The organism is Streptomyces sp. NPDC045968 (assembly GCF_056430475.1).
Genome location: NZ_JBWKLF010000011.1, coordinates 174,319 through 193,049, shown reverse-complemented (window position 1 = coordinate 193,049; position 18,731 = coordinate 174,319). Strand labels below are relative to the sequence as shown.

Annotated in this window: 10 protein-coding genes; 7 read left to right on the top strand and 3 right to left on the bottom strand. The window is 71.0% G+C overall.

Annotated features, from left to right (window positions below):
- Window positions 1-5: 5 nt before the first annotated feature.
- Window positions 6-1,874, bottom strand: a complete 1,869-nt coding sequence (locus AC07FA_RS29195) for a ricin-type beta-trefoil lectin domain protein (protein WP_479079286.1) — start codon at window positions 1,872-1,874, stop codon at window positions 6-8.
- A gap of 288 nt (window positions 1,875-2,162) precedes the next feature.
- On the opposite strand from AC07FA_RS29195, the gene AC07FA_RS29190 reads away from it, so the two are divergent.
- The 5 genes from AC07FA_RS29190 (at window position 2,163) to AC07FA_RS29170 (ending at window position 11,692) form a co-directional block, all read left to right on the top strand.
- On the top strand, window positions 2,163-3,137 hold the full coding sequence (locus tag AC07FA_RS29190; RefSeq protein ID WP_479079285.1) for a LacI family DNA-binding transcriptional regulator: 975 nt from the start codon (window positions 2,163-2,165) through the stop codon (window positions 3,135-3,137).
- A gap of 118 nt (window positions 3,138-3,255) precedes the next feature.
- Window positions 3,256-6,342: a glycoside hydrolase family 3 N-terminal domain-containing protein gene (locus AC07FA_RS29185; RefSeq protein ID WP_479079284.1), complete on the top strand. Its 3,087-nt coding sequence runs from the start codon at window positions 3,256-3,258 to the stop codon at window positions 6,340-6,342.
- Window positions 6,343-6,411: 69 nt separating this feature from the next.
- Window positions 6,412-7,794 carry a hypothetical protein gene (locus tag AC07FA_RS29180; RefSeq protein ID WP_479079283.1) on the top strand — a complete coding sequence of 461 codons (1,383 nt, stop codon included), beginning with the start codon at window positions 6,412-6,414 and terminating at the stop codon, window positions 7,792-7,794.
- 52 nt (window positions 7,795-7,846) lie between these two features.
- Window positions 7,847-10,633 (top strand): SpoIIE family protein phosphatase, encoded by a 2,787-nt coding sequence (locus AC07FA_RS29175; RefSeq protein ID WP_479079282.1) that lies wholly within the window; start codon window positions 7,847-7,849, stop codon window positions 10,631-10,633.
- A 93-nt stretch (window positions 10,634-10,726) separates the two neighbouring features.
- A complete protein-coding gene (locus tag AC07FA_RS29170; RefSeq protein WP_479079281.1) occupies window positions 10,727-11,692 on the top strand; it encodes an NAD(P)/FAD-dependent oxidoreductase in 966 nt (321 codons plus the stop codon).
- 91 nt (window positions 11,693-11,783) lie between these two features.
- Here AC07FA_RS29170 and AC07FA_RS29165 read toward each other — a convergent pair whose 3' ends face one another.
- On the bottom strand, window positions 11,784-12,401 hold the full coding sequence (locus tag AC07FA_RS29165; RefSeq protein WP_479079280.1) for a YceI family protein: 618 nt from the start codon (window positions 12,399-12,401) through the stop codon (window positions 11,784-11,786).
- A gap of 246 nt (window positions 12,402-12,647) precedes the next feature.
- Here AC07FA_RS29165 and AC07FA_RS29160 point away from each other — a divergent pair, with 246 nt between their 5' ends.
- Window positions 12,648-13,169: a hypothetical protein gene (locus tag AC07FA_RS29160; protein ID WP_479079279.1), complete on the top strand. Its 522-nt coding sequence runs from the start codon at window positions 12,648-12,650 to the stop codon at window positions 13,167-13,169.
- 59 nt (window positions 13,170-13,228) lie between these two features.
- Here the strand turns inward: AC07FA_RS29160 and AC07FA_RS29155 are convergent, their stop codons facing one another.
- Entirely contained in the window at window positions 13,229-14,455 is a 1,227-nt protein-coding gene (locus tag AC07FA_RS29155) for a glycoside hydrolase family 64 protein (RefSeq protein WP_479079278.1), read from the bottom strand.
- Window positions 14,456-14,811: 356 nt separating this feature from the next.
- Here AC07FA_RS29155 and AC07FA_RS29150 point away from each other — a divergent pair, with 356 nt between their 5' ends.
- Complete coding sequence (locus AC07FA_RS29150) at window positions 14,812-18,681, top strand: endo-alpha-N-acetylgalactosaminidase family protein (protein WP_479079277.1); 3,870 nt, start codon at window positions 14,812-14,814, stop codon at window positions 18,679-18,681.
- Window positions 18,682-18,731 lie beyond the last annotated feature (50 nt).

The following is an 18,731-nucleotide window of genomic DNA, read 5'->3' as shown; positions in this document are numbered from 1 at the left end:
GTTCCTCACTGGAGCCGCCACTTCTGGTTGGCGGCTCCGGTGCAGGTCCAGATCTGGGTGCGGGTCCCGTTCGCCGAGGACTGGCCGGTCACGTCGAGGCATTTGTTCGCGGCCGTGTTGACGAGGTCCCCGGTCGCCGGGTTGTACGTCCAGCGTTGCGCACCCGTCCCGTTGCAGGTGTACAGCTGGACCTTCGCCCCATCGGCCGTGGACCCCGAGGTCACGTCCAGGCAGGCGCCGAGCACCCGCACGGAACCGTCGCCCGGGAGGTTCCAGCGCTGGTTGGCCGCGCCGGTGCAGTCCCAGATCTGGACGGGCGTGCCGTCCGCGCCGGTGTTGCCCGTGGCGTCCAGGCACTTCCCGCCGATGCCGGCCAGGGCGCCGGTGCTGCCGGTCGAGCCGGACTGGGTCCCCGACCAGGTGAAGGTCGCCGAGGTGCGGCCCGGAAGCGAGTAGGTGAACTTCTGCCCGCCCCAGTTGACGGTCACCTGCTGGGCGGAGGCCGAACCGTTGTAGGCGATCAGTGCCTTGGAGCCGTCGGGGTTGCGCCAGGCGACGTTGGGCACCGTCGAGCTGGCGGTGGAGGCGATGCGTGAGGCTCCGGGCCGCACGAACTTCGTCAGGTGGCCCATCGTGTAGTACTCGACCGTGTAGTCGACCTGCCCGTGCCTGCTGTCCCCGTTGTGCACGGTGATCAGCCCGTCGCAGGTGCCGCAGCCGCCGTTGTGCGGGCCCCGGTTCTGGTCCACGGCCAGCGACCACTTGGTCACCGACTTCGCCCAGTTCCTGGTGTAGTCGATGATGTTGAGCATGTCCTCGCGCTGCTGGTCGGCGATCCAGGTGCCGCCCGAGTGCTCGGTCTGGAAGGCGTCCAGCTGCGGGTACTGGTTGTGCACGGTGGTCTGCTTGGCGATGTCACCGCCGTAGCCGTGCCAGGCGATCCCGCCGAAGTTGGGGTGGCTGCGCACGGCAGCGTCGTCCACGGTGGCCGCCGCGTAGGCGTCGTAGGTGTCCCAGTTCCAGTCGTGGGCGAGCACCTTGGTGGCCAGCCCCGCCGACTGGAGCTTCGGCAGCAGCTCGCTCTTGGTGAAGTAGGCGAGTCCCGCGCCGTTCCAGCTCATGGACGGGTAGCCGGAGCAACAGGTGGGTTCGTTCTGCGCGGTGACGTAGTCGACCGCGATGCCCTGGTCCTTGTAGGCCTGGAGGTACTTCACGAAGTAGTTGGCGTACGCACCGTAGTTCTCGGCCTTCAGCCAGCCGCCGTTCAGCTGCCCGTTGTCCTTCATCCAGGCCGGCGCGGTCCACGGGGACGCGACCGTCGTCAGCGCGGGATTGAGCTGCTTGGCCTGCTTGGTGAGCGGCAGCACGTCCTGCAGATCGTGTGCGATCGAGAAGTTGGCGAGGTTCGGGTCGGTCTGCCCGGCGGGCATGTCGTCGTACGTGTAGCCGAACCTGGCGAGGTCGGACCCGCCCATCGGATTGCGTACGAACGAGAGCCCGATGCCGTCGGTGGGGGAGAACAGCTTCCTCATCGTCGCGTCGCGGGTCGACTGGCTGAGCGCGCCGCTGCCTTTCATCAGCCAGGCCGCGGTGTCGGTGAACGAGGCGCCGCCGCCGGTGAAGGTCTGGTAGCGGGTGTTCTCGTCGACCGTGATGTTCGTGCCCGAGCCGCCGTTCCCCGCGCCGAAGGCGATCGGCGTCTGGGCCTGGAGGCCACGGGTGACATGACGGCCGCCGGAGTCGTCCGTGGTGGTCAGCGCGATGTTCACGCTCTCGCCTGCTGCTTGCGCGGTACCGGAGGAGAGCCCGGTCAGACCTGCGGTCGCGAGCGCCGCGGCGACAAGGACTCTCGCCGCTCTGCTTGTTCGGATCATGGCTGCTGCCTTTCTCGGCAGGGGTGTGGGGTGTGCCGTCGATCGTGGCGAGAGTGAAACCGTCTTACGTGTCCGCGTCAAGAGCGTGTGTGTTCAGGAATTGAACGGACAATGCGTCCGGCCAGGTGGGGGAATGGGTACGGACCTATCTCGGTGTGAAGTATTGACGGCACCTTTTCGGCGCGGTTAACTCCAGCCGCGACGACGGAACCGGTTCCGGCAGCGGTTGCGGAACCGGTACCGGAGCCGTGATTTCCGCCCTGCTCCGCCGTGCCCACGGAGGCCTCGATGCGTGTCACCATCGCCGATGTCGCCCAGGCGGCCGGCGTGAGCAAGACAACGGTGTCGCGCGTCGTCAACGGCAAGGCGGACGTGGATGCTTCCACGGCCGACCGTGTTCGGGAAGTGATCGCAGGACTCGGCTATGTACCCAGCTCGGGAGCGGTCGGACTGGCCCGTGGCAGCAGTCGTACGGTCGGCATGCTGGTGCCCTCGCTGACCTGGCCGTGGATGGGCGAACTGCTCCAGGGCGTCGTCGACACGGTCGAGGCCGCCGACTACGGGCTGCTGCTCTTCACCTGCAACCGCGGCGCGGAGTCCGTGCGGCGGTTCACGGACCAGGTGTCGGCGCGCGCCTTCGACGGGCTCGTCGTCGTCGAACCGGAGAACACCCTGGGCCATCTCACCGCACTGCACCGGGCGGGCCTGCCCATCGTGCTCATCGACGACCGCGGCCACCATCCCGAGTTCCCCTCCGTCGTGACCACCAACCACGAGGGAGGCGCCTCGGCCGCCCGTCACCTGAGGGACTCCGGCCGCACCCGGCCCCTGGTCGTGACGGGCCCCCAGGACTTCGGCTGCGTACGCGACCGGATGCGGGGGTTCAGCTCGGTCCTGCCCGCCGCCCCGGTCGTGCGCGGAGACTTCACCGAACACGGTGGCCGGCTCGCGATGGAGCAACTCCTCGCGTCCGGAGCCGAGTTCGACTCGGTATTCGCGCACAACGACATCAGCGCGGTGGGCGTGCTGAGGGCCCTGCGCGCGGCCGGCCGCCGCGTTCCCGACGACGTCGCGGTGGTCGGCTTCGACGACATCCCGGTGGCCGAACACACCGAACCGCCGCTGACCACCGTGCGCCAGCCCACCCGGCGGATGGGGGAAACGGCGGCACGGATGCTGCTCGCGCACCTCGGCGGCACCGCCGTCCCGGACGAACCGGTGGTGCTGCCCACGGAACTGGTCGTGCGCCACTCGGCGCCGTAACGCACCGGCCCTCCCCGGCCGGCCCCGCTCTCCCCCCGGACCTACCCTCCCGGATTCCTCCCGCCCACTCGCCGCTCCGACGCTTCCTTCGGAGCCCACAGCCCTCACTGGAGCCGCAATGCCACGAACCCCGCACGCCCGCGCCCGCCACAGGGCAAGACCGGCGACGGCCGCGCTCGCCGCCGTCACGGTCCTCGCCGGACTGCTCGCCGGAGCCGTCCCCAGCGCCGCAGCCGAAGGAGACGACCCCGCGCCGGTCCTCGTCGACCGGTTCGAGGGCGAGGTCCCGTTCGGCAACCCGCCCGCCGACTCGCTGTTCACCTGGGGCGGTGACGCCGACGACCAGCCGAAGCTGGAGCTGGAGGAGCGGGCCGACGCGCCCGAGGGCGCCAAGGTCCTGCGAGGCACCTACGACATCAGTGCCTGGGGCGGGCTCAGCCATGAGTTCGCCGTGGACCAGCCGCCGAAGAACTGGACCACCCACAAGGGCATCCGCTTCTGGTGGTACGGACAGAACACCGCGCCGCTGCCCCCCGGTTCGGGCAGGCGGATCAACTTCGAGATCAAGGACGGCGGCGCCAACGGCGGCGCGTCCGAGCTGTGGACCACCTCCTTCACCGACGACTGGGAGGGCTGGCACCAGGTCGAGATCCCGTTCGCGGACTTCGTCTACCGGACCGACTACCAGCCCGTCGGCGGCATCGACCAGATCCTCGGCCTCGACGAGATGTGGGGCTACGCCCTCACACTGCCGACCGGCGGCCCCGGCGCGTTCGCCATGGACGGCGTCGAGCTGTACGGGAAGCCCGACCCGGCACTGAAGTCGAGCGTCGTCATCGACTCGGCCGTGCACCCGGTGAAGGAGGGTGCCACGGCGGACATCGAGATCTCCGTCGCGACCACCGGCTCCCTCCCCATCGAGGAGCCCGTCACCGTCGCGTACACGACCAAGGGCGGCAGCGCCGCGCCGGGCGCCGACTACACACCAGTCACCGGCACCCACACCTTCCCCGCGGGCACCGCGTCCGGTACCTCGCACACGGTCGCCGTGGCCACCGCGAAGGACGGGGACGCGGAGTCGGCGGAGACGATCCCGGTCGAACTCACCGTCACCGGGGCCAAGCCGCCCAAGGAGAACCCGCAGGTCGTCATCGACGCCCACGGACTCCCGTACCAGAACGCGAAGCTTCCGGTGAAGAAGCGCGTCGCCGACCTGGTGGCGCGGATGTCGCCCGCCGAGAAGGCCGGCCAGATGACCCAGGCCGAGCGCAACGCGCTGAAGTCGCAGGGCGACATCGCCGCGTACGACCTCGGCTCGCTGCTCTCCGGCGGTGGCTCCGTACCCACCCCGAACACCGCTGCGGCCTGGGCCAAAATGGTCGACGCCTACCAGCTGCGCGCCCAGGCGACCCGCTTCCAGATCCCGTTGATCTACGGCGTGGACGCGGTGCACGGCCACAACAACGTCATCGGCTCGACGATCATGCCGCACAACATCGGCATCGGCGCGGGCCGCGACCCGAAGCTCGCCGAGAAGACCGGTGCGGTCACCGCGAGCGAGGTCCGCGCGACGGGCATCCCCTGGGACTTCGCCCCGTGCGTCTGTGTGACCCGCGACGAGCGCTGGGGCCGTTCCTACGAGGCGTACGGCGAGGACCCTGCCCTGGTCGAAGCCATGGAGACGGTCATCAGGGGCATGCAGGGCAGCCCGTCGGGCAAGGACCTGGACCGTGACGACAAGGTGCTGGCCAGCGCCAAGCACTTCGTCGGCGACGGCGGCACGGAGTTCGGCTCGTCCACCACGGGCGCGTACACGATCGACCAGGGCGTCACGAAGGTCACCCGCGAGGAGCTCGAAGCGGTGCACCTCGCGCCGTTCGCCGAGGCCGTCGAGCGGGGCGTCGGCACGGTCATGCCGTCCTACTCCTCGCTCGACATCATCGGCGACGACGCGGGCCCGGTGAAGATGCACGCGAACGCCGAGATGATCAACGGGGTGCTCAAGGACCGGATGGGCTTCGAGGGCTTCGTCATCAGCGACTGGCAGGCCATCGACCAGATCCCCGGGGACTACGCCAGTGACGTCCGTACGTCGGTCAACGCCGGACTCGACATGATCATGGTGCCGACCGCGTACCAGGACTTCACGAAGACGCTCCAGGACGAGGTCACCGCGGGCCGGATCGGCCAGGCCCGGATCGACGACGCGGTCTCCCGCATCCTGACCCAGAAGTTCCGGCTGGGGCTGTTCGAGAAGCCGTACGCGGACCCGGCCCACCTGGACGAGGTCGGCTCGGCCGCACACCGCGCCGTCGCCCGCGAGGCGGCCGCCAAGTCCCAGGTGCTGCTGAAGAACGACGGCGCGGTCCTCCCGATCGAGCCGTCCCAGAAGGTCTACGTCGCCGGGTCCAACGCCGACGACCTCGGCAACCAGGCCGGCGGCTGGACCGTCAGCTGGCAGGGCTCGTCCGGGAAGATCACCACGGGTACGACGATCCTGGAGGGCATCCGCAAGAACGCCCCCTCGGCCACGTACTCCAAGGACGCCTCCGCCCCCACGGACGGCTACGACGTCGGAGTCGTGGTCGTCGGTGAGACGCCGTACGCCGAAGGCATCGGCGACGTCGGCAACGGCCACGACCTGGAGCTGACGGCCGCCGACCGGGCGGCCGTGGACACGGTCTGCGCCGCCATGAAGTGCGCCGTCCTGATCGTCTCCGGCCGCCCGCAGCTCATCGGGGACCAGCTCGGCTCCATCGACGCCCTCGTGGCCTCCTGGCTGCCGGGCACGGAGGGCGACGGGGTGGCCGACGTCCTGTACGGCAAGCGGGCCTTCACCGGACAGCTTCCGGTGACCTGGCCGAAGTCCGAGGCACAGCTGCCGATCAACGTCGGTGACGCGGCCTACGACCCGCAGTTTCCCTACGGCTGGGGGCTGACCACGCTGACGAAGCCCCCGGCGGGCGGCGAAGTCACCCTCTCCGCCCTCGCCGTCGCCGCGCACGTCGCGGAGAAGGCGGGCCTCGGAAAGACCCCGCAGGGCAAGGCGATCGTGGACCGGGCCAGGCTGCTGGTCCAGGAGAAGACCCGGGGCGAGGTGACCGCGGCGGTGTCCAGGCCGTTCGCCGACGCCGACCACCTGCTGCTCACGGGTGATCTCACGGGAGCGATGGCGAAGCTCCGCGCGGCCTACCGCGCCGCGTAAGCACGTAACAGTACAAAAGGAACCCAAGTGGGCGGCGCATTTGTCGCCCACTTGGGCTACTTTCGGAGTATGCGGAAGAGGCTGTTCGTGCCCCTGTGGGCCTGCCTGCTGCTGATGCTCTCGGCGGCCGTGCTGGCCATGTCCCCCGCCGCGTCCGCCCCCACCGCGATCGACGACGCCGCCCGGGCCCTGCGCCAGGGCCCGGTCTACGTCGACCCGGCGGCGGCCGGCCAGCTCTCCTCGTCCGAGGCGGACGCCCTGGAGAAGAAGATCGAGGACGCCGACAAGCCGGTGTTCGTGGCCGTCCTGCCGCAGTCCTCCGACTTCCCCGCCGAGGGCCTCCTCGCCAACCTGCGCAACGACACCGGGATCACCGGCCTCTACGCGGTCCGGCTCGGCGACGGCTTCGACGCCGGCGCGGACCGCAGCGTGATGCCGGTCCGGGCCGTCGACAACCTGGTCGCCTCCGTGAAGACGCAGGACAGCGGCGCGGACGCGGCGAAGCAGCTCAACGCCTTCGTGGACCAGGCCGTCGAACAGGCCCGGGGCAACGCGCCCGCTTCCTGGTCCGGTGGGGCCGCGGGTGACGCGGGGCCCTCCGCGACCGGCCTGATCGCGCTCGGCGCGGTGGCCGTGGCCGGCGGCGCCGGCGCGTACGCGATCGTCCGCCGCAACCGGCTCCGCAAGGCGGAGGAGGAGAGGGCCGCGCTCGAAAAGCTGCGGGTCGTCGTCGATGAGGACATCACCGCGTACGGCGAAACCCTGGAACGGCTCGACTTCCACCCCGCCGAACCACGCGCCGACGACACGATGCGCGCCGACTACGAGCGCGCGCTCGATTCGTACGAGAGCGCCAAGACGAGGATGGAGCGCGCCCAGCACCCCTCCGAGGTGCGCGGCGTCACCCAGGCCCTGGAGGACGGCCGGTACTCCCTCGCCGTCCTGGAGGCCCGCAGGACGGGCGCGGAACTCCCCGCCCGCCGCCCGCCCTGCTTCTTCGACCCCCGGCACGGCCCCTCGGTCGCCGACGTCCTGTGGACGCCGTCCGGCGGCGCGGGGCGCGAGGTCCCGGTCTGCGGCGCGGACGAACTCCGGCTCCGCGAGGGCGAGGACCCGATGAGCCGCACCGTCGACGTCGGGGACGGCCGCCGCCGCCCGTACTGGGAGGCGGGACCGGCGTACGGCCCCTGGGCGGGCGGCTACTTCGGCGGCGGACTGCTGCCGGGCCTGCTGGTGGGCACGATGCTCGGCTCGATGCTGGCGACGCCCGCGTACGCCGCTGAGTACGGCGGCGGAGAATTCGGCGCGGGCTCCGGCGGTGAATGGGGCGGCGGCGACGTCTCCGGCTCGGACTTCAACTCGTCGGACTTCGGCGGCTTCGGCGACGGCGGAGGATTCGGGGACGGCGGCGGCTTCGGCGGCGGAGGATTCGACGGGGGCGGCGGCTTCTAGACGAGCTGACCGCACCGTTCGGGAAGGTGCGATCCGTGCTAGACCTGATCTTATGTGGGGTTCCGGTCGATTCCGGGCGTGGTTCCGTCGCCCCGCTCGGCGGCCGCATCAGCACGGCGACGGCGGCCCGGCCCATGCCGAACGGCCGCTGCCCGGCAACGGCGGAGCGGAGAAGCCCGTGCGCGGCGGGGCGCGGGCGCTGTTCAACGTGCGCACGGTGGCCGGACAGGTCTTCTGCCTCATGCTGGGCCTCGTGGTGCTGCTCGTGTCCGCCGCCGCCGTCGCGCTGGTGGTCCAGGGCCGGCGCGACACCATGCAGGAGGCCAGGCTCCACACCCTGGGCGTCGCGGAGACCTTCGCCCACGCACCGGGCCTCGTGGCGGCGATGGACGGCCCCGACCCCACGGCCGTCCTCCAGCCGCTGGCCGAGCAGGTCCGCGAGAAGGCCGGGGTCGACTACGTGGTCGTCTCAGACCGCCGGGCGATCCGGCTCACGCACCCGGACCCCGAGCTGATCGGCAAGCGCCTCATCGGCCCGTACCGCAAGGCCCTGGCGGGCGAGCCGTTCACCCGGACCTTCGAGGGAGCCCGCGGACTCGCGGTCAACTCGGTGGTGCCCGTCCCCCGGCCGGACGGCTCCGTCGCCGGGTTGGTGTCCGTGGGCATCACGGTGGGCTCCGTGGAGAGCGTGGCGGACCGGAGCATCCCGTTCAGCATCGGTGCGGCGGGAGTGGCACTCGTCCTCGCCGCGGGCGGCGCCGCACTGGTCAGCAGGCGCCTGGGCCGCCAGACGCACGGGCTCGGGCCGGCCGGGATGACCCGGATGTACGAGCACCACGACGCCGTGCTGCACGCGGTCCGCGAAGGGGTGCTCATCATCGGGCCCGACGGCCGGCTGCTGCTCGCCAACGACGAGGCCCGCCGGCTCCTCGATCTGCCCGCGGACGCCGAGGGCCGGCTGGTGAGCGCCCTGGGCCTGGACGACGGAACCGCCGAACTGCTGGCCTCCGGCAGGAGCGTCACGGACGAGGTGCGGCGGGCCGGAAACCGGCTGCTGGCCATCAACCTCCGCCCCACCGACCCGCACGGCGGCCCGCCCAGCACGGTCGCCACCCTGCGGGACACCACCGAGCTGCGCGCCGTCACCGGTACGGCGGAACAGGTACGGGAACGTCTGCTGCTCCTGTACGAGGCCGGTGAGCGGATCGGCACCACCCTCGACGTCACCCGGACGGCCGAGGAGCTGACGGAGGTGGCGACCCCGGGGTTCGCCGACTTCGCCTCCGTCGACCTCGCCGACGCCGTCCTGCGCGGCGAGGAGCCGCCCCCGCCCGTGGGGGACGTACTGGAGATGCGGCGCACCGCCATCGCGGCCGCCGACCCCGACCACCCCCTCTACCCGCTCGGCCGGGTGGTCGGCTTCATGCCCACCACCGCGGGCGCCGTGGGCACGAGCACGGGCCACACCTGGATGGAGTCCGACCTGTCGGAGGCGCGGCGCTGGCAGCAGCGCGACCCCGAGCGCGGGGCGAAGGTGCTGGAGTACGGCATCCACTCCCTCATCTCCGTACCGCTGCACGCGCGCGGCGTCATCCTCGGCATGGCCAACTTCTGGCGCGCGGGGAACCCGGAACCCTTCGACCAGGATGACCTCTCCTTCGCCGAGGAACTGGTGGCGAGGGCCGCGGTGAGCATCGACAACGCCCGCCGCTACACCCGTGAGCACGAGATGGCCGTCACGCTCCAGCGCAGCCTGCTGCCCAGGCGCGTGCCCGATCAGAACACGCTCGACGTGGCGTACCGCTATCTGCCCGCCCAGGCGGGCGTGGGCGGTGACTGGTTCGACGTGATCCCGCTGTCCGGAGCCAGGGTCGCCCTGGTGGTCGGCGACGTCGTCGGTCACGGGCTGCACGCGGCGGCCACGATGGGCCGGCTGCGCACCACGGTCCACAACTTCTCCACGCTGGACCTGCCGCCCGACGAACTCCTCGGCCACCTCGACGAACTGGTCGCCCGGATGGACCAGGACGGCACGGACGACGGTTCCGACGCGGGGATCGCCGGGGCCACCTGTCTGTACGCGATCTACGACGGGGTCTCCGGGAAGTGCTGCATGGCCCGGGCCGGGCACCCCGGCCCGGCGCTGGTCCTGCCCGACGGCACCGTCGAGTTCCCCGAGACCTCTCCCGGCCCGCCGCTCGGGATCGGCGGCATGCCCTTCGAGTCGACCGAGTTCGCCGTGCCGGAGGGCAGCCGTCTCGTCCTCTTCACCGACGGCCTCGTCGAACGCAGGGACCGGGACTTCGACGTCGGCCTCGACATGCTGCGTACCGCTCTGGCGCACGCCGACCGGACGCCGGAGGAGACCTGCGACGACGTGATCGAGGCCCTGCTGCCCAGCCACCCCACCGACGACGTCGCCCTCCTGGTGGCCCGCACCCGCCGTCTCGACTCCGGCCGGGTCGCCCGGTGGGAGGTGGCCCCCGAGCCCTCGGCGGTCGCCGGAGTGCGTAAGGGAGTGGCCCGCTGGCTCGGCGAGCGGGGGCTGGACGAGGAGGCGTTCGTCACCGAGCTCATCCTGAGCGAGCTGGTCACCAACGCCATCCGTTACGGCACCGGGCCCATCGAGGTCCGGCTGCTGTACGACCGCAGCCTGGTCTGCGAGGTCTCCGACACCAGCAGCACCTCGCCGCACCTGCGCTACGCGGCGACGACCGACGAGGGTGGCCGCGGTCTGTTCCTCGTCGCCCAGTTCGCCGAACGCTGGGGCACCCGCTACACGCCCACGGGCAAGGTCATCTGGTCGGAGCAGGCGATCGGTCCGACGGACGACGACTAGATTCGGCCACACCATGCGTTTGCCGTTACGGCAATCTAACTTGTCGGTACAGCGGTACTCCGCGCACCATCTCCGTCCATGGAGGTGTTTCGTATGGACGACGACAAGCAGCGGTACGACGTAGTGGTGGTGGGCGGCGGGGCGGCCGGTCTGAGCGGCGCGGTGGCCCTGTCCAGGGCGAGGCGTTCGGTGCTGGTGATCGACGCGGGCCGGCCGCGCAACGCTCCCGCGTCCCACGTGCACAACTATCTGGGCCGTGAGGGCACCGCCCCCTCGGAACTCCTGGCAGCCGGGCGCGAGGAGGCGGCCGGGTACGGCGCCGAGTTCGCCGATGGCGCCGCGGTCTCCGCCGAGAAGCTCCCCGGCGGGGAGGGCTTCCGCGTCGTACGCGAGGACGGGAGCGCTGTCTTGGCGCGCCGGCTGCTGGTGACCACCGGCCTGGCCGACGAGCTGCCCCCGGTGCCGGGCCTGGCCGAACGGTGGGGCCGCGAGGTGCTGCACTGCCCGTACTGCCACGGCTGGGAGGTCAGGGACCTCCCGGTCGGCGTCCTCGCCGTGAGTCCGATGGCCGCGCACCAGGCGCTGATGTGGCGCCAGTGGAGCGAGGACGTCACGCTCTTCCGTCACACCGGACCCGAACCGGCCGACGAGGAGTACGAGCAGCTCGCCGCCCGGGGCATCGCCGTCGTGGACGGGGAGGTGACCGGGCTGGAGGTGACCGACGACCGGCTCACCGGGGTGCGGCTGGCCGGCGGACGGGTGATCGCCCGGCAGGCGCTCGTCGTCCAGCCCCGCTTCACCGCGCGCTCCCAGGTCCTGCTGAGCCTGGGCCTCGCGGCGACCGAGCAGGAGGTGGCCGGGCACGTGGTCGGCACCTACGTCGCCGCCGATCCGGCCGGGGCGACGCACGTCCCCGGGGTCTGGGTGGCCGGAAACGTCGCCAGCCTGATGGAGCAGGTCATGGGGGCCGCGAGCGCGGGGCTGAAGGCCGCGGCGGCGATCAACGCGGACCTGATCGCCGAGGACACCCGTGAGGCGGTGGCCGCGTACCGGCGGTGAGGCGGACGGCCGCACACGCCGAGCGCCCGCCTTCCTCCCCGGTGGAGGAGTGAAGGCGGGCGCGCTCGGTCGTACGGTGGTGCTGCGGGGATCAGGCCTGCGGGGCGGCCTTGATCGCGGAGATGTCGAAGTTCAGCTTGACCTTGTCGCTGACCATCACGCCGCCGGTCTCCAGCGCCGCGTTCCAGGTCAGGCCCCAGTCGGAGCGCAGGATGTCCGCGCCGCCCTCGAAGCCGACGCGCTCGTTGCCGTAGACGTCGGTGGCGGAGCCGTTGAACTCCAGGTCGATGGCGAGCGGACGCGTGACGTCCTTGATGGTGAGGTCGCCGGTGACGCGGTACTTGTCGCCACCGAGCTGCTCGGCGCCGGTGGACCGGAAGGACATGACCGGGAACTTCTCGGCGTCGAAGAAGTCGCCGCTGACCAGGTGTCCGTCACGGTCCGCGATACCGGTGTCGATGCTGGCGATCTTGACGTCGATCGAGGCGGCGGAGTTCGCCGGGTCGGCGCCGTCCAGCTTCAGGCTGCCCTCGTGCTCACCGAAGGATCCGCGCACGTTGGTGACCATGGCGTGGCGCACGGTGAAGCCGATGCTGCTGTGGGCCGGGTCGATCACGTAGTCGCCGGTCAGGGCGGCCAGTGCGGGGTCCACCGTGAGCGTGGCGGTCGTGGACGGGGCGTCGTTGTTCTTGCGGTTGAACAGAGCCATGGCTCCTCCTCGGGGGACGTGATCGAGCGGCTGTCGAAAGGTTGTTTAACCTTCAACGAGATTGACTGTAGACCAATCTAGTTCAAAGTTCAACATCAAGGGTCCAGGCCGGTCCGGAAGTAGCCGTTCCGCTCATCCGGTGGGCGCAGCCCTCTGGCGGACGCGCGTAGAACTCGGGCACTATCTGCCCTGCCCGCCGCAAGGCGACTGCCTCACTCTGATTGTCATGAGCAGGAGGAATCCCCCATGTCGTACCGTCCGAAGCTCCGCTCCGTCCTGACCGCCCTAGCGCTCGTCCTCGGCGCTCTCTTCGCCCCCGGCGTCGGTGTCGTCGGAGGCGCGACCGACGCCTTCGCCGTCACCAAGATCAGCCACTCCACCGCCACCTCGATGTTCCGCTCCTCCAACATCACGTGGTCGTCCTCCGGCGGCTGCTCCGACCGGTACAACTCCACCTGCACCTCGTTCGAGCAGCTCAATCTGGCCAGTGCCCAGGGCGCCCAGACGCTCAAGAGCGCCACCGGCTGCGCGCTGAACATCACCGGGGGCACCGAGACCGGGCACGCCAGTGGCACGTACTCGCACTGGAACGGCTACAAGCTCGACTTCTCCAAGACCACCTGCCTCACCAACTACGTCCACGGCGTCTTCACCTACATAGGTGTGCGCGGCGACGGCGCACCCCAGTACCGGTCCGGTTCCGGCAACATCTACGCGGACGAGGGCAACCACTGGGACGTGACGTACTACAACTGCGGCGGCTGCTGAGCCGTACGCGGGAGTGCCCCCGTCCGGCGGGACGGGGGCACTCGTACGCGACGGTGGGGTCAGGAGCCGACGCTCACCGTGAAGCGCCTCGGGTTGCCGTCGTACGCGGCTCCGGAGACGTCCGGCTGGCCGTCGGGGCGTACGTCGTCGTACGGGAACGCGTAGCCGATCGGGGAGTTGGCGTGGACGATCCGGGACCAGTGGTTGGTCACCGCGCCCCGGTAGTAGTCCGCCACCGTGGTGCCGTTCGGCTGCTGCGGATGGCTGAGCATGATCGAGCGGTTGAAGCCCGCCGCGAGCCTGGCCAGCAGCGCCTTCTTGTCGTCGGAGGCGCCCGGGTTGTTCGTGAACGGCCCGTGGTTGCAGGTGAAGATGTCCTTCGAGGCGGGCTTGGCGAAGGTGTGGCCGCCCTCGAACGTCAGCGTGTCACCGACGACCCGGCCGGCCAGGGTGCCCCGGCCGCCCTGGAGGTCGATCCGCAGGTCGGTCGTGCGGTACTTCTGCCAGACCTCGTCGATCTGTGCCGTGAACAGATCGCGGAACGGCATCTGGTCCGGCCGGTCGAAGAACGGGGCCATCAGGTTCTGCGGCGAGACGACCCGCAGGACCTTCCCGTCCGGGCCTCTGGTGACCAGCTTGTCCCAGGGCTGCCCGTCCAAGGCGGCCTGGGCGGTGAGGCCGTCGGCGATCCGCTGTACCGCGCCGTCCGGGAGCGGCGCGACGGTGTGCGTGGTGTCGCCCTGGAGGTTCAGGCCGATCGGCAGCGCGGTCACCAGGTCGACGTAGCTGATGTTCGCGTACAGCTGCTGCGGGTTGAACGTGAACTCGCAGAACGACCAGGTCCGCCCGTAGTTCGGGTCGGTGGGCGTCGCGAAGGCCGGCTCGACCAGCGAAGGACCCGGGTTGAGGTAGAAGTCCAGCTTGGCGTCGCGTACGAAGTAGATCCTCGCCCCGTACATCTGGGGGAGTGTCAGGACCACGGGTCCGGCGCCCGCCCCCTTCAGCGGGATGGCGCAGTCGACCGGCAGCGGGGTCTGCGGAGCGCCGGGGGAGTCGGGGCGGTAGACGCCGCCGTCGGCCCGTAGCAGCACCCAGCGGCCGGTGCCCTGCTCGTGGCCGGTCACGTACGCGTTCACCGTGCCCGGCAGTGAGCGGTTCTCCAGGGCCAGTTCGCAGGTGGCCGGTGCGGCGGAGGCGTGCGGGCTCAGGGCGCCGCCCCAGAGGGGATAGGTGAGCGCGGTCGCGGAGGCGGCGGCGCCGGTCAGGAACAGTCTGCGCGAGATCACGAGGTACTCCCGAGAGGTGGGGGCCGCAGACGGACATCTGGGGGGTGGACCGGGGAGGTGACGCGGTGGGGGCGTCTGCGGTGCGCACCACTTTCACGATGCTCCGGCGGAGCGTCAAGAGTTACGACTGAGAGCGCTCTCAAAAGTCAGATGTCTTCACAACTCAACGCCCCAGTCGGGAGTTTGGCGACTGGCTGTCCTTGATCGCCTGCCCTTGGTGAACAGGAACCGAACGCGATCCCGCCCCGGACCGCTCCCCTCCCACTTGGACTAACGCGGGGCGGTTGTTGGACTGGTAAGCCCATCCGGGCCGTACGCCGTTGACGGTGTCCGGACACGGGGACTACTCAGGCCCCATGTCGCGAAGATTCACTTCGGCGGGCGCTGTCGCCGCCGCCTCAGCAGCCGTCCTGGCGCTCGTGGGGACCACCCTCCCCGCCGTAGCCGCCGCCCCTCTCCCCGCCGCGGCCGACGCCGCCGGCTCCGCCGTGATCGGATCGGCGCAGCTGTCGGTCGCCGTCGCCGACGACTTCCCCCGCGTCCTGTCGTACACCGACCGGGCCGGCGGCGGGCAGCTGGCCGGCAGCACGCGGCCGGTCACCGAGATCACCCTCAACGGAGCCGCCCGCCCGGTGCGGCTCAAGGCGGCGCCCGAGGTCACCGCCACGGCCGCCCGCTACACGCTCACCTTCCCCGACCTGCCGGGCGTCGAGATCGACGCGGCCATCGAGGTCTCCGGGCGCGCCACCACCTTCAAGGTGACCGCCGTACGCGACACCGAGGCCTTCCGTGTCGGCACCATCGACATACCCGGCCACGACCTGGTCTCGGTCGGCTCCACGGACACCGGTGCCGCGACCGCCTTCACCCGCCTCGACCCGGACTCGACGAAGACCGCCGACGTCTTCGGGAAGGTCACGGCGGAGACCGCCGCCGACGCCGCCCCCGTGGGCGCCTCGTACGCCCTCGTCAACACCGGCTCCCTCGCCGCGGCCGTCGAGTCCAACTCCTCGTACGACAAGCCGTCCGGCGCCACCGGCGGCGACGACGCCCGTTTCTGGCACCAGGCGCGCAAGGCGGCGGACGGCAGCGTCCGGGTCGGCGTCTGGTCCGGACAGTGGACCTACCGGGGCGCCGGTGCGCCGGAGCCCGAGAGCGGGGCGGACCTGCCCTGGGCGAAGGTCGTCGTCACGCCCGACGCCAACGGCGACAGGACCGTGGACTGGCAGGACGGCGCCGTCGCCTTCCGCTCGATCGGCGTCGCCGCACCGGGCGGTGACGAGACCGCGAACCGGGTCATCACCCACATCCCGTTCAACTTCGCCAGCCAGGCGACGCACCCCTTCCTGCGCACGCTCGACGACGTGAAACGCGTCTCCCTGGCGACCGACGGGCTCGGGCAGATGGCCCTCCTCAAGGGGTACGGCTCCGAGGGCCACGACTCCGCCCACCCGGACTACGGCGGCAACTACAACAAGCGCGCCGGCGGGCTGAAGGACCTCAACAAGCTGCTCAAGCAGGGCAAACGGTGGGGTGCCACGTTCGGCGTGCACGTCAACGCCACCGAGTCGTACCCCGAGGCGAACGCGTTCGACGAGCAGCTCGTCGACAAGAGCAAGCCGGGCTGGAACTGGCTCAACCAGAGCTACTACATCGACCAGCGCCGCGACATCAACAGCGGTGACCTGGCCCGGCGTTTCCAGCAGTTGCGCGACGAGACCGACAGCAATCTCAGCCTGCTCTACATCGACGTGTACTACTCGCACGGCTGGATCGCCGACAAGACCCTCCAGGCCGTGCGGAAGCAGGGCTGGAACGTCGCCACCGAATGGGCCGACAAGTTCGAGCGCGCCTCGCTCTGGTCCCACTGGGCCAACGACCTCAGCTACGGCGGCGCCACCAACAAGGGCCTCAACTCGCAGATCATCCGGTTCATCCGCAACGGTGAGAAGGACGTCTGGAACAACGACCCGGTCCTTGGCCAGACGGCGATCGAGGAGTTCGAGGGCTGGACCGGCGAGACCGACTGGAACGCCTTCTACGACAACATCTGGCAGAAGAACCTGCCCGCCAAGTACCTCCAGCACCAGAAGATCACCCGCTGGGACAAGGCGGCCGGCGACATCACCTTCACCGGCGGGGTCCGGGGCACGGTCGAGAACGGCAAGCGGACGTTCTACGACCACGGCCGCACGGTCCTCAGCGGTACGGACTACCTGCTGCCGTGGGACGGCGGCAAGAAGCTGTACCACTACAGCAAGTCGGGCGGTACGAGCAGCTGGGCGGTGCCCTCGACGGGCGCGTACACCGTCTACGAGCTCACCGACAACGGCCGGAAGAAGACGGCCACCGTGCGCCCGGTGAACGGGAGGATCACGCTGAAGGCCGCGGCCGGGCAGCCGTACGTCCTCTACCCGGACCAGGCGCCGCAGGCCACGGACCCGCGGTGGGGCGAGGGGGGCCCGATCGACGATCCCGGCTTCAACGACAACGGGCTCGACAGCTGGTCGACGACAGGCACCGCCGCCCGGCACACCGACGACCGGGGCCGCAACAGCGCGAAGCTCTCCGGCACCGGCACGGCGGCGCTCGCGCAGAGCGTCGAGGGCCTGGAGCCCGGCAAGCGGTACACCGCCTCCGCACTGATCGAGGTCGAACCGGGCCAGGCCCGGCGCACCACCCTCTCGGCCGGCGGGAAGTCCGTCACCGTGAACCGCTCCACCGCCCGGGACCAGGTCGCCGCGTCCGACTGGCACGGCAGCTACTTCCAGCGGGCCAAGGTGAACTTCACCGCCCCGGCGAGCGGCCGGACCACGCTCCGGATCGAGGCGGCGAAGGGCAGTGCGGCGACGGTACGCGCCGATGACGTACGGCTCGTCGCCAACGCCCCGGCCACCCGCGACAACACCGTCGTCCACGAGGACTTCGAGGACGTCGACCAGGGCTGGGGGCCGTTCCTCAAGGGCGACGCGGGTGGTTCGACGGACCCCCGCACCAGCATCTCCCAGCTCCACGCCCCGTACACCCAGGCGGGCTGGAACGGCAAGCTCGTCGACGACGTGCTGGGCGGCAAGGAGTCCCTCAAGGCCCACGAGGAGAACACCGGTCTCGTGTACCGGACCGCCCCCTGGACCGTGCCGATGGCCGACGGCCACCGCTACACGGTCGAATACGACTACCAGTCCAGCCACGCCGGAGCCTACGAGTGGGTCGACGGCTACGACCGGATCGACGCGAGCGGCGACCCCGACTCCGTCGAGACCCGGACCACGGCCATCGGACAGCAGCGCACCACCGGCCACTTCAGCGAGACCGTCACGGCGGGCTGCGGAGACACCTGGACCGGTCTGCGCAAGCGCGGTGACGCCCCCGAGGGCGCCGACTTCGTGCTCGACGGCTTCACCGTGACCGACCTCGGGCCGGCACCCGCGGGGGAGCGGGCCGCCTGTGGCACGCTCACCGTGGCGGCGGGGGCCGAGACGCTGGAACCGGGCACCGCCAACACGGTCGCCGCCACGTTCACCAACTACGAGGCGACGGCGGCGACGGGCGTCGAGGTGGGCCTGACCGTGCCCGAGGGCTGGCGGGCGGAGCCCGCGGGCGCCGTCACCTTCGACTCGGTCGCCCCGGGCGCCGAGGTCACCGGCAGCTGGCGGGTCACCCCGCCGGTGGACGCCGAGTACCGGACGTACACCCTGGGTTCGCAGGCGTCGTACACGGTCGGCGGCGCTATCCGGAAGCTCGGTGCGCAGACGTCCGTACGGACCCTGCCGCCGCCGCCCACCACCGACAGCTGGGCCAGTGACCTGGACTGGACGGCCTCCGAGAACGGCTGGGGACCCGTCGAGCGCGATCTCTCCAACGGTGAGACCGGAACCGGCGACGGCACCCCGCTCAGGATCGGCGGCGTCACCTACGCCAAGGGCATCGGCACCCACGCCCCGGCGAAGGTCCGCTACTACCTGGGCGGACGGTGCACCTCCTTCACCGCCGAGGTGGGCGTCGACGATGCGCAGACCACCCGCGGCACCGTGCAGTTCTCCGTCACGGCCGACGGTACGGAGAAGGTGAAGTCGCCCGTCCTGCGGGCCGCCGACACCGCCTGGACGCTCACGGCCGACGTCACCGGCGCGAAGTACGTCGACCTGCTGGTCGGCGACGGTGGTGACGGCAACGGCAACGACCACGCCGACTGGGGCAGCGCCCGCTTCCACTGCGGCAGCTGACCCGCACAGAGGCACGGGCGCGGGGCACCGGCCCCGCGCCCGTGCCGTGG

What these genes read in the sequence shown, in the direction of transcription:
- AC07FA_RS29195 (WP_479079286.1), bottom strand. Translation starts at nt 1,874, where the DNA reads ATGATCCGAACAAGCAGAGCGGCGAGAGTCCTTGTCGCCGCGGCGCTC.
- AC07FA_RS29190 (WP_479079285.1), top strand. Translation starts at nt 2,163, where the DNA reads ATGCGTGTCACCATCGCCGATGTCGCCCAGGCGGCCGGCGTGAGCAAG.
- AC07FA_RS29185 (WP_479079284.1), top strand. Translation starts at nt 3,256, where the DNA reads ATGCCACGAACCCCGCACGCCCGCGCCCGCCACAGGGCAAGACCGGCG.
- AC07FA_RS29180 (WP_479079283.1), top strand. Translation starts at nt 6,412, where the DNA reads ATGCGGAAGAGGCTGTTCGTGCCCCTGTGGGCCTGCCTGCTGCTGATG.
- AC07FA_RS29175 (WP_479079282.1), top strand. Translation starts at nt 7,847, where the DNA reads ATGTGGGGTTCCGGTCGATTCCGGGCGTGGTTCCGTCGCCCCGCTCGG.
- AC07FA_RS29170 (WP_479079281.1), top strand. Translation starts at nt 10,727, where the DNA reads ATGGACGACGACAAGCAGCGGTACGACGTAGTGGTGGTGGGCGGCGGG.
- AC07FA_RS29165 (WP_479079280.1), bottom strand. Translation starts at nt 12,401, where the DNA reads ATGGCTCTGTTCAACCGCAAGAACAACGACGCCCCGTCCACGACCGCC.
- AC07FA_RS29160 (WP_479079279.1), top strand. Translation starts at nt 12,648, where the DNA reads ATGTCGTACCGTCCGAAGCTCCGCTCCGTCCTGACCGCCCTAGCGCTC.
- AC07FA_RS29150 (WP_479079277.1), top strand. Translation starts at nt 14,812, where the DNA reads ATGTCGCGAAGATTCACTTCGGCGGGCGCTGTCGCCGCCGCCTCAGCA.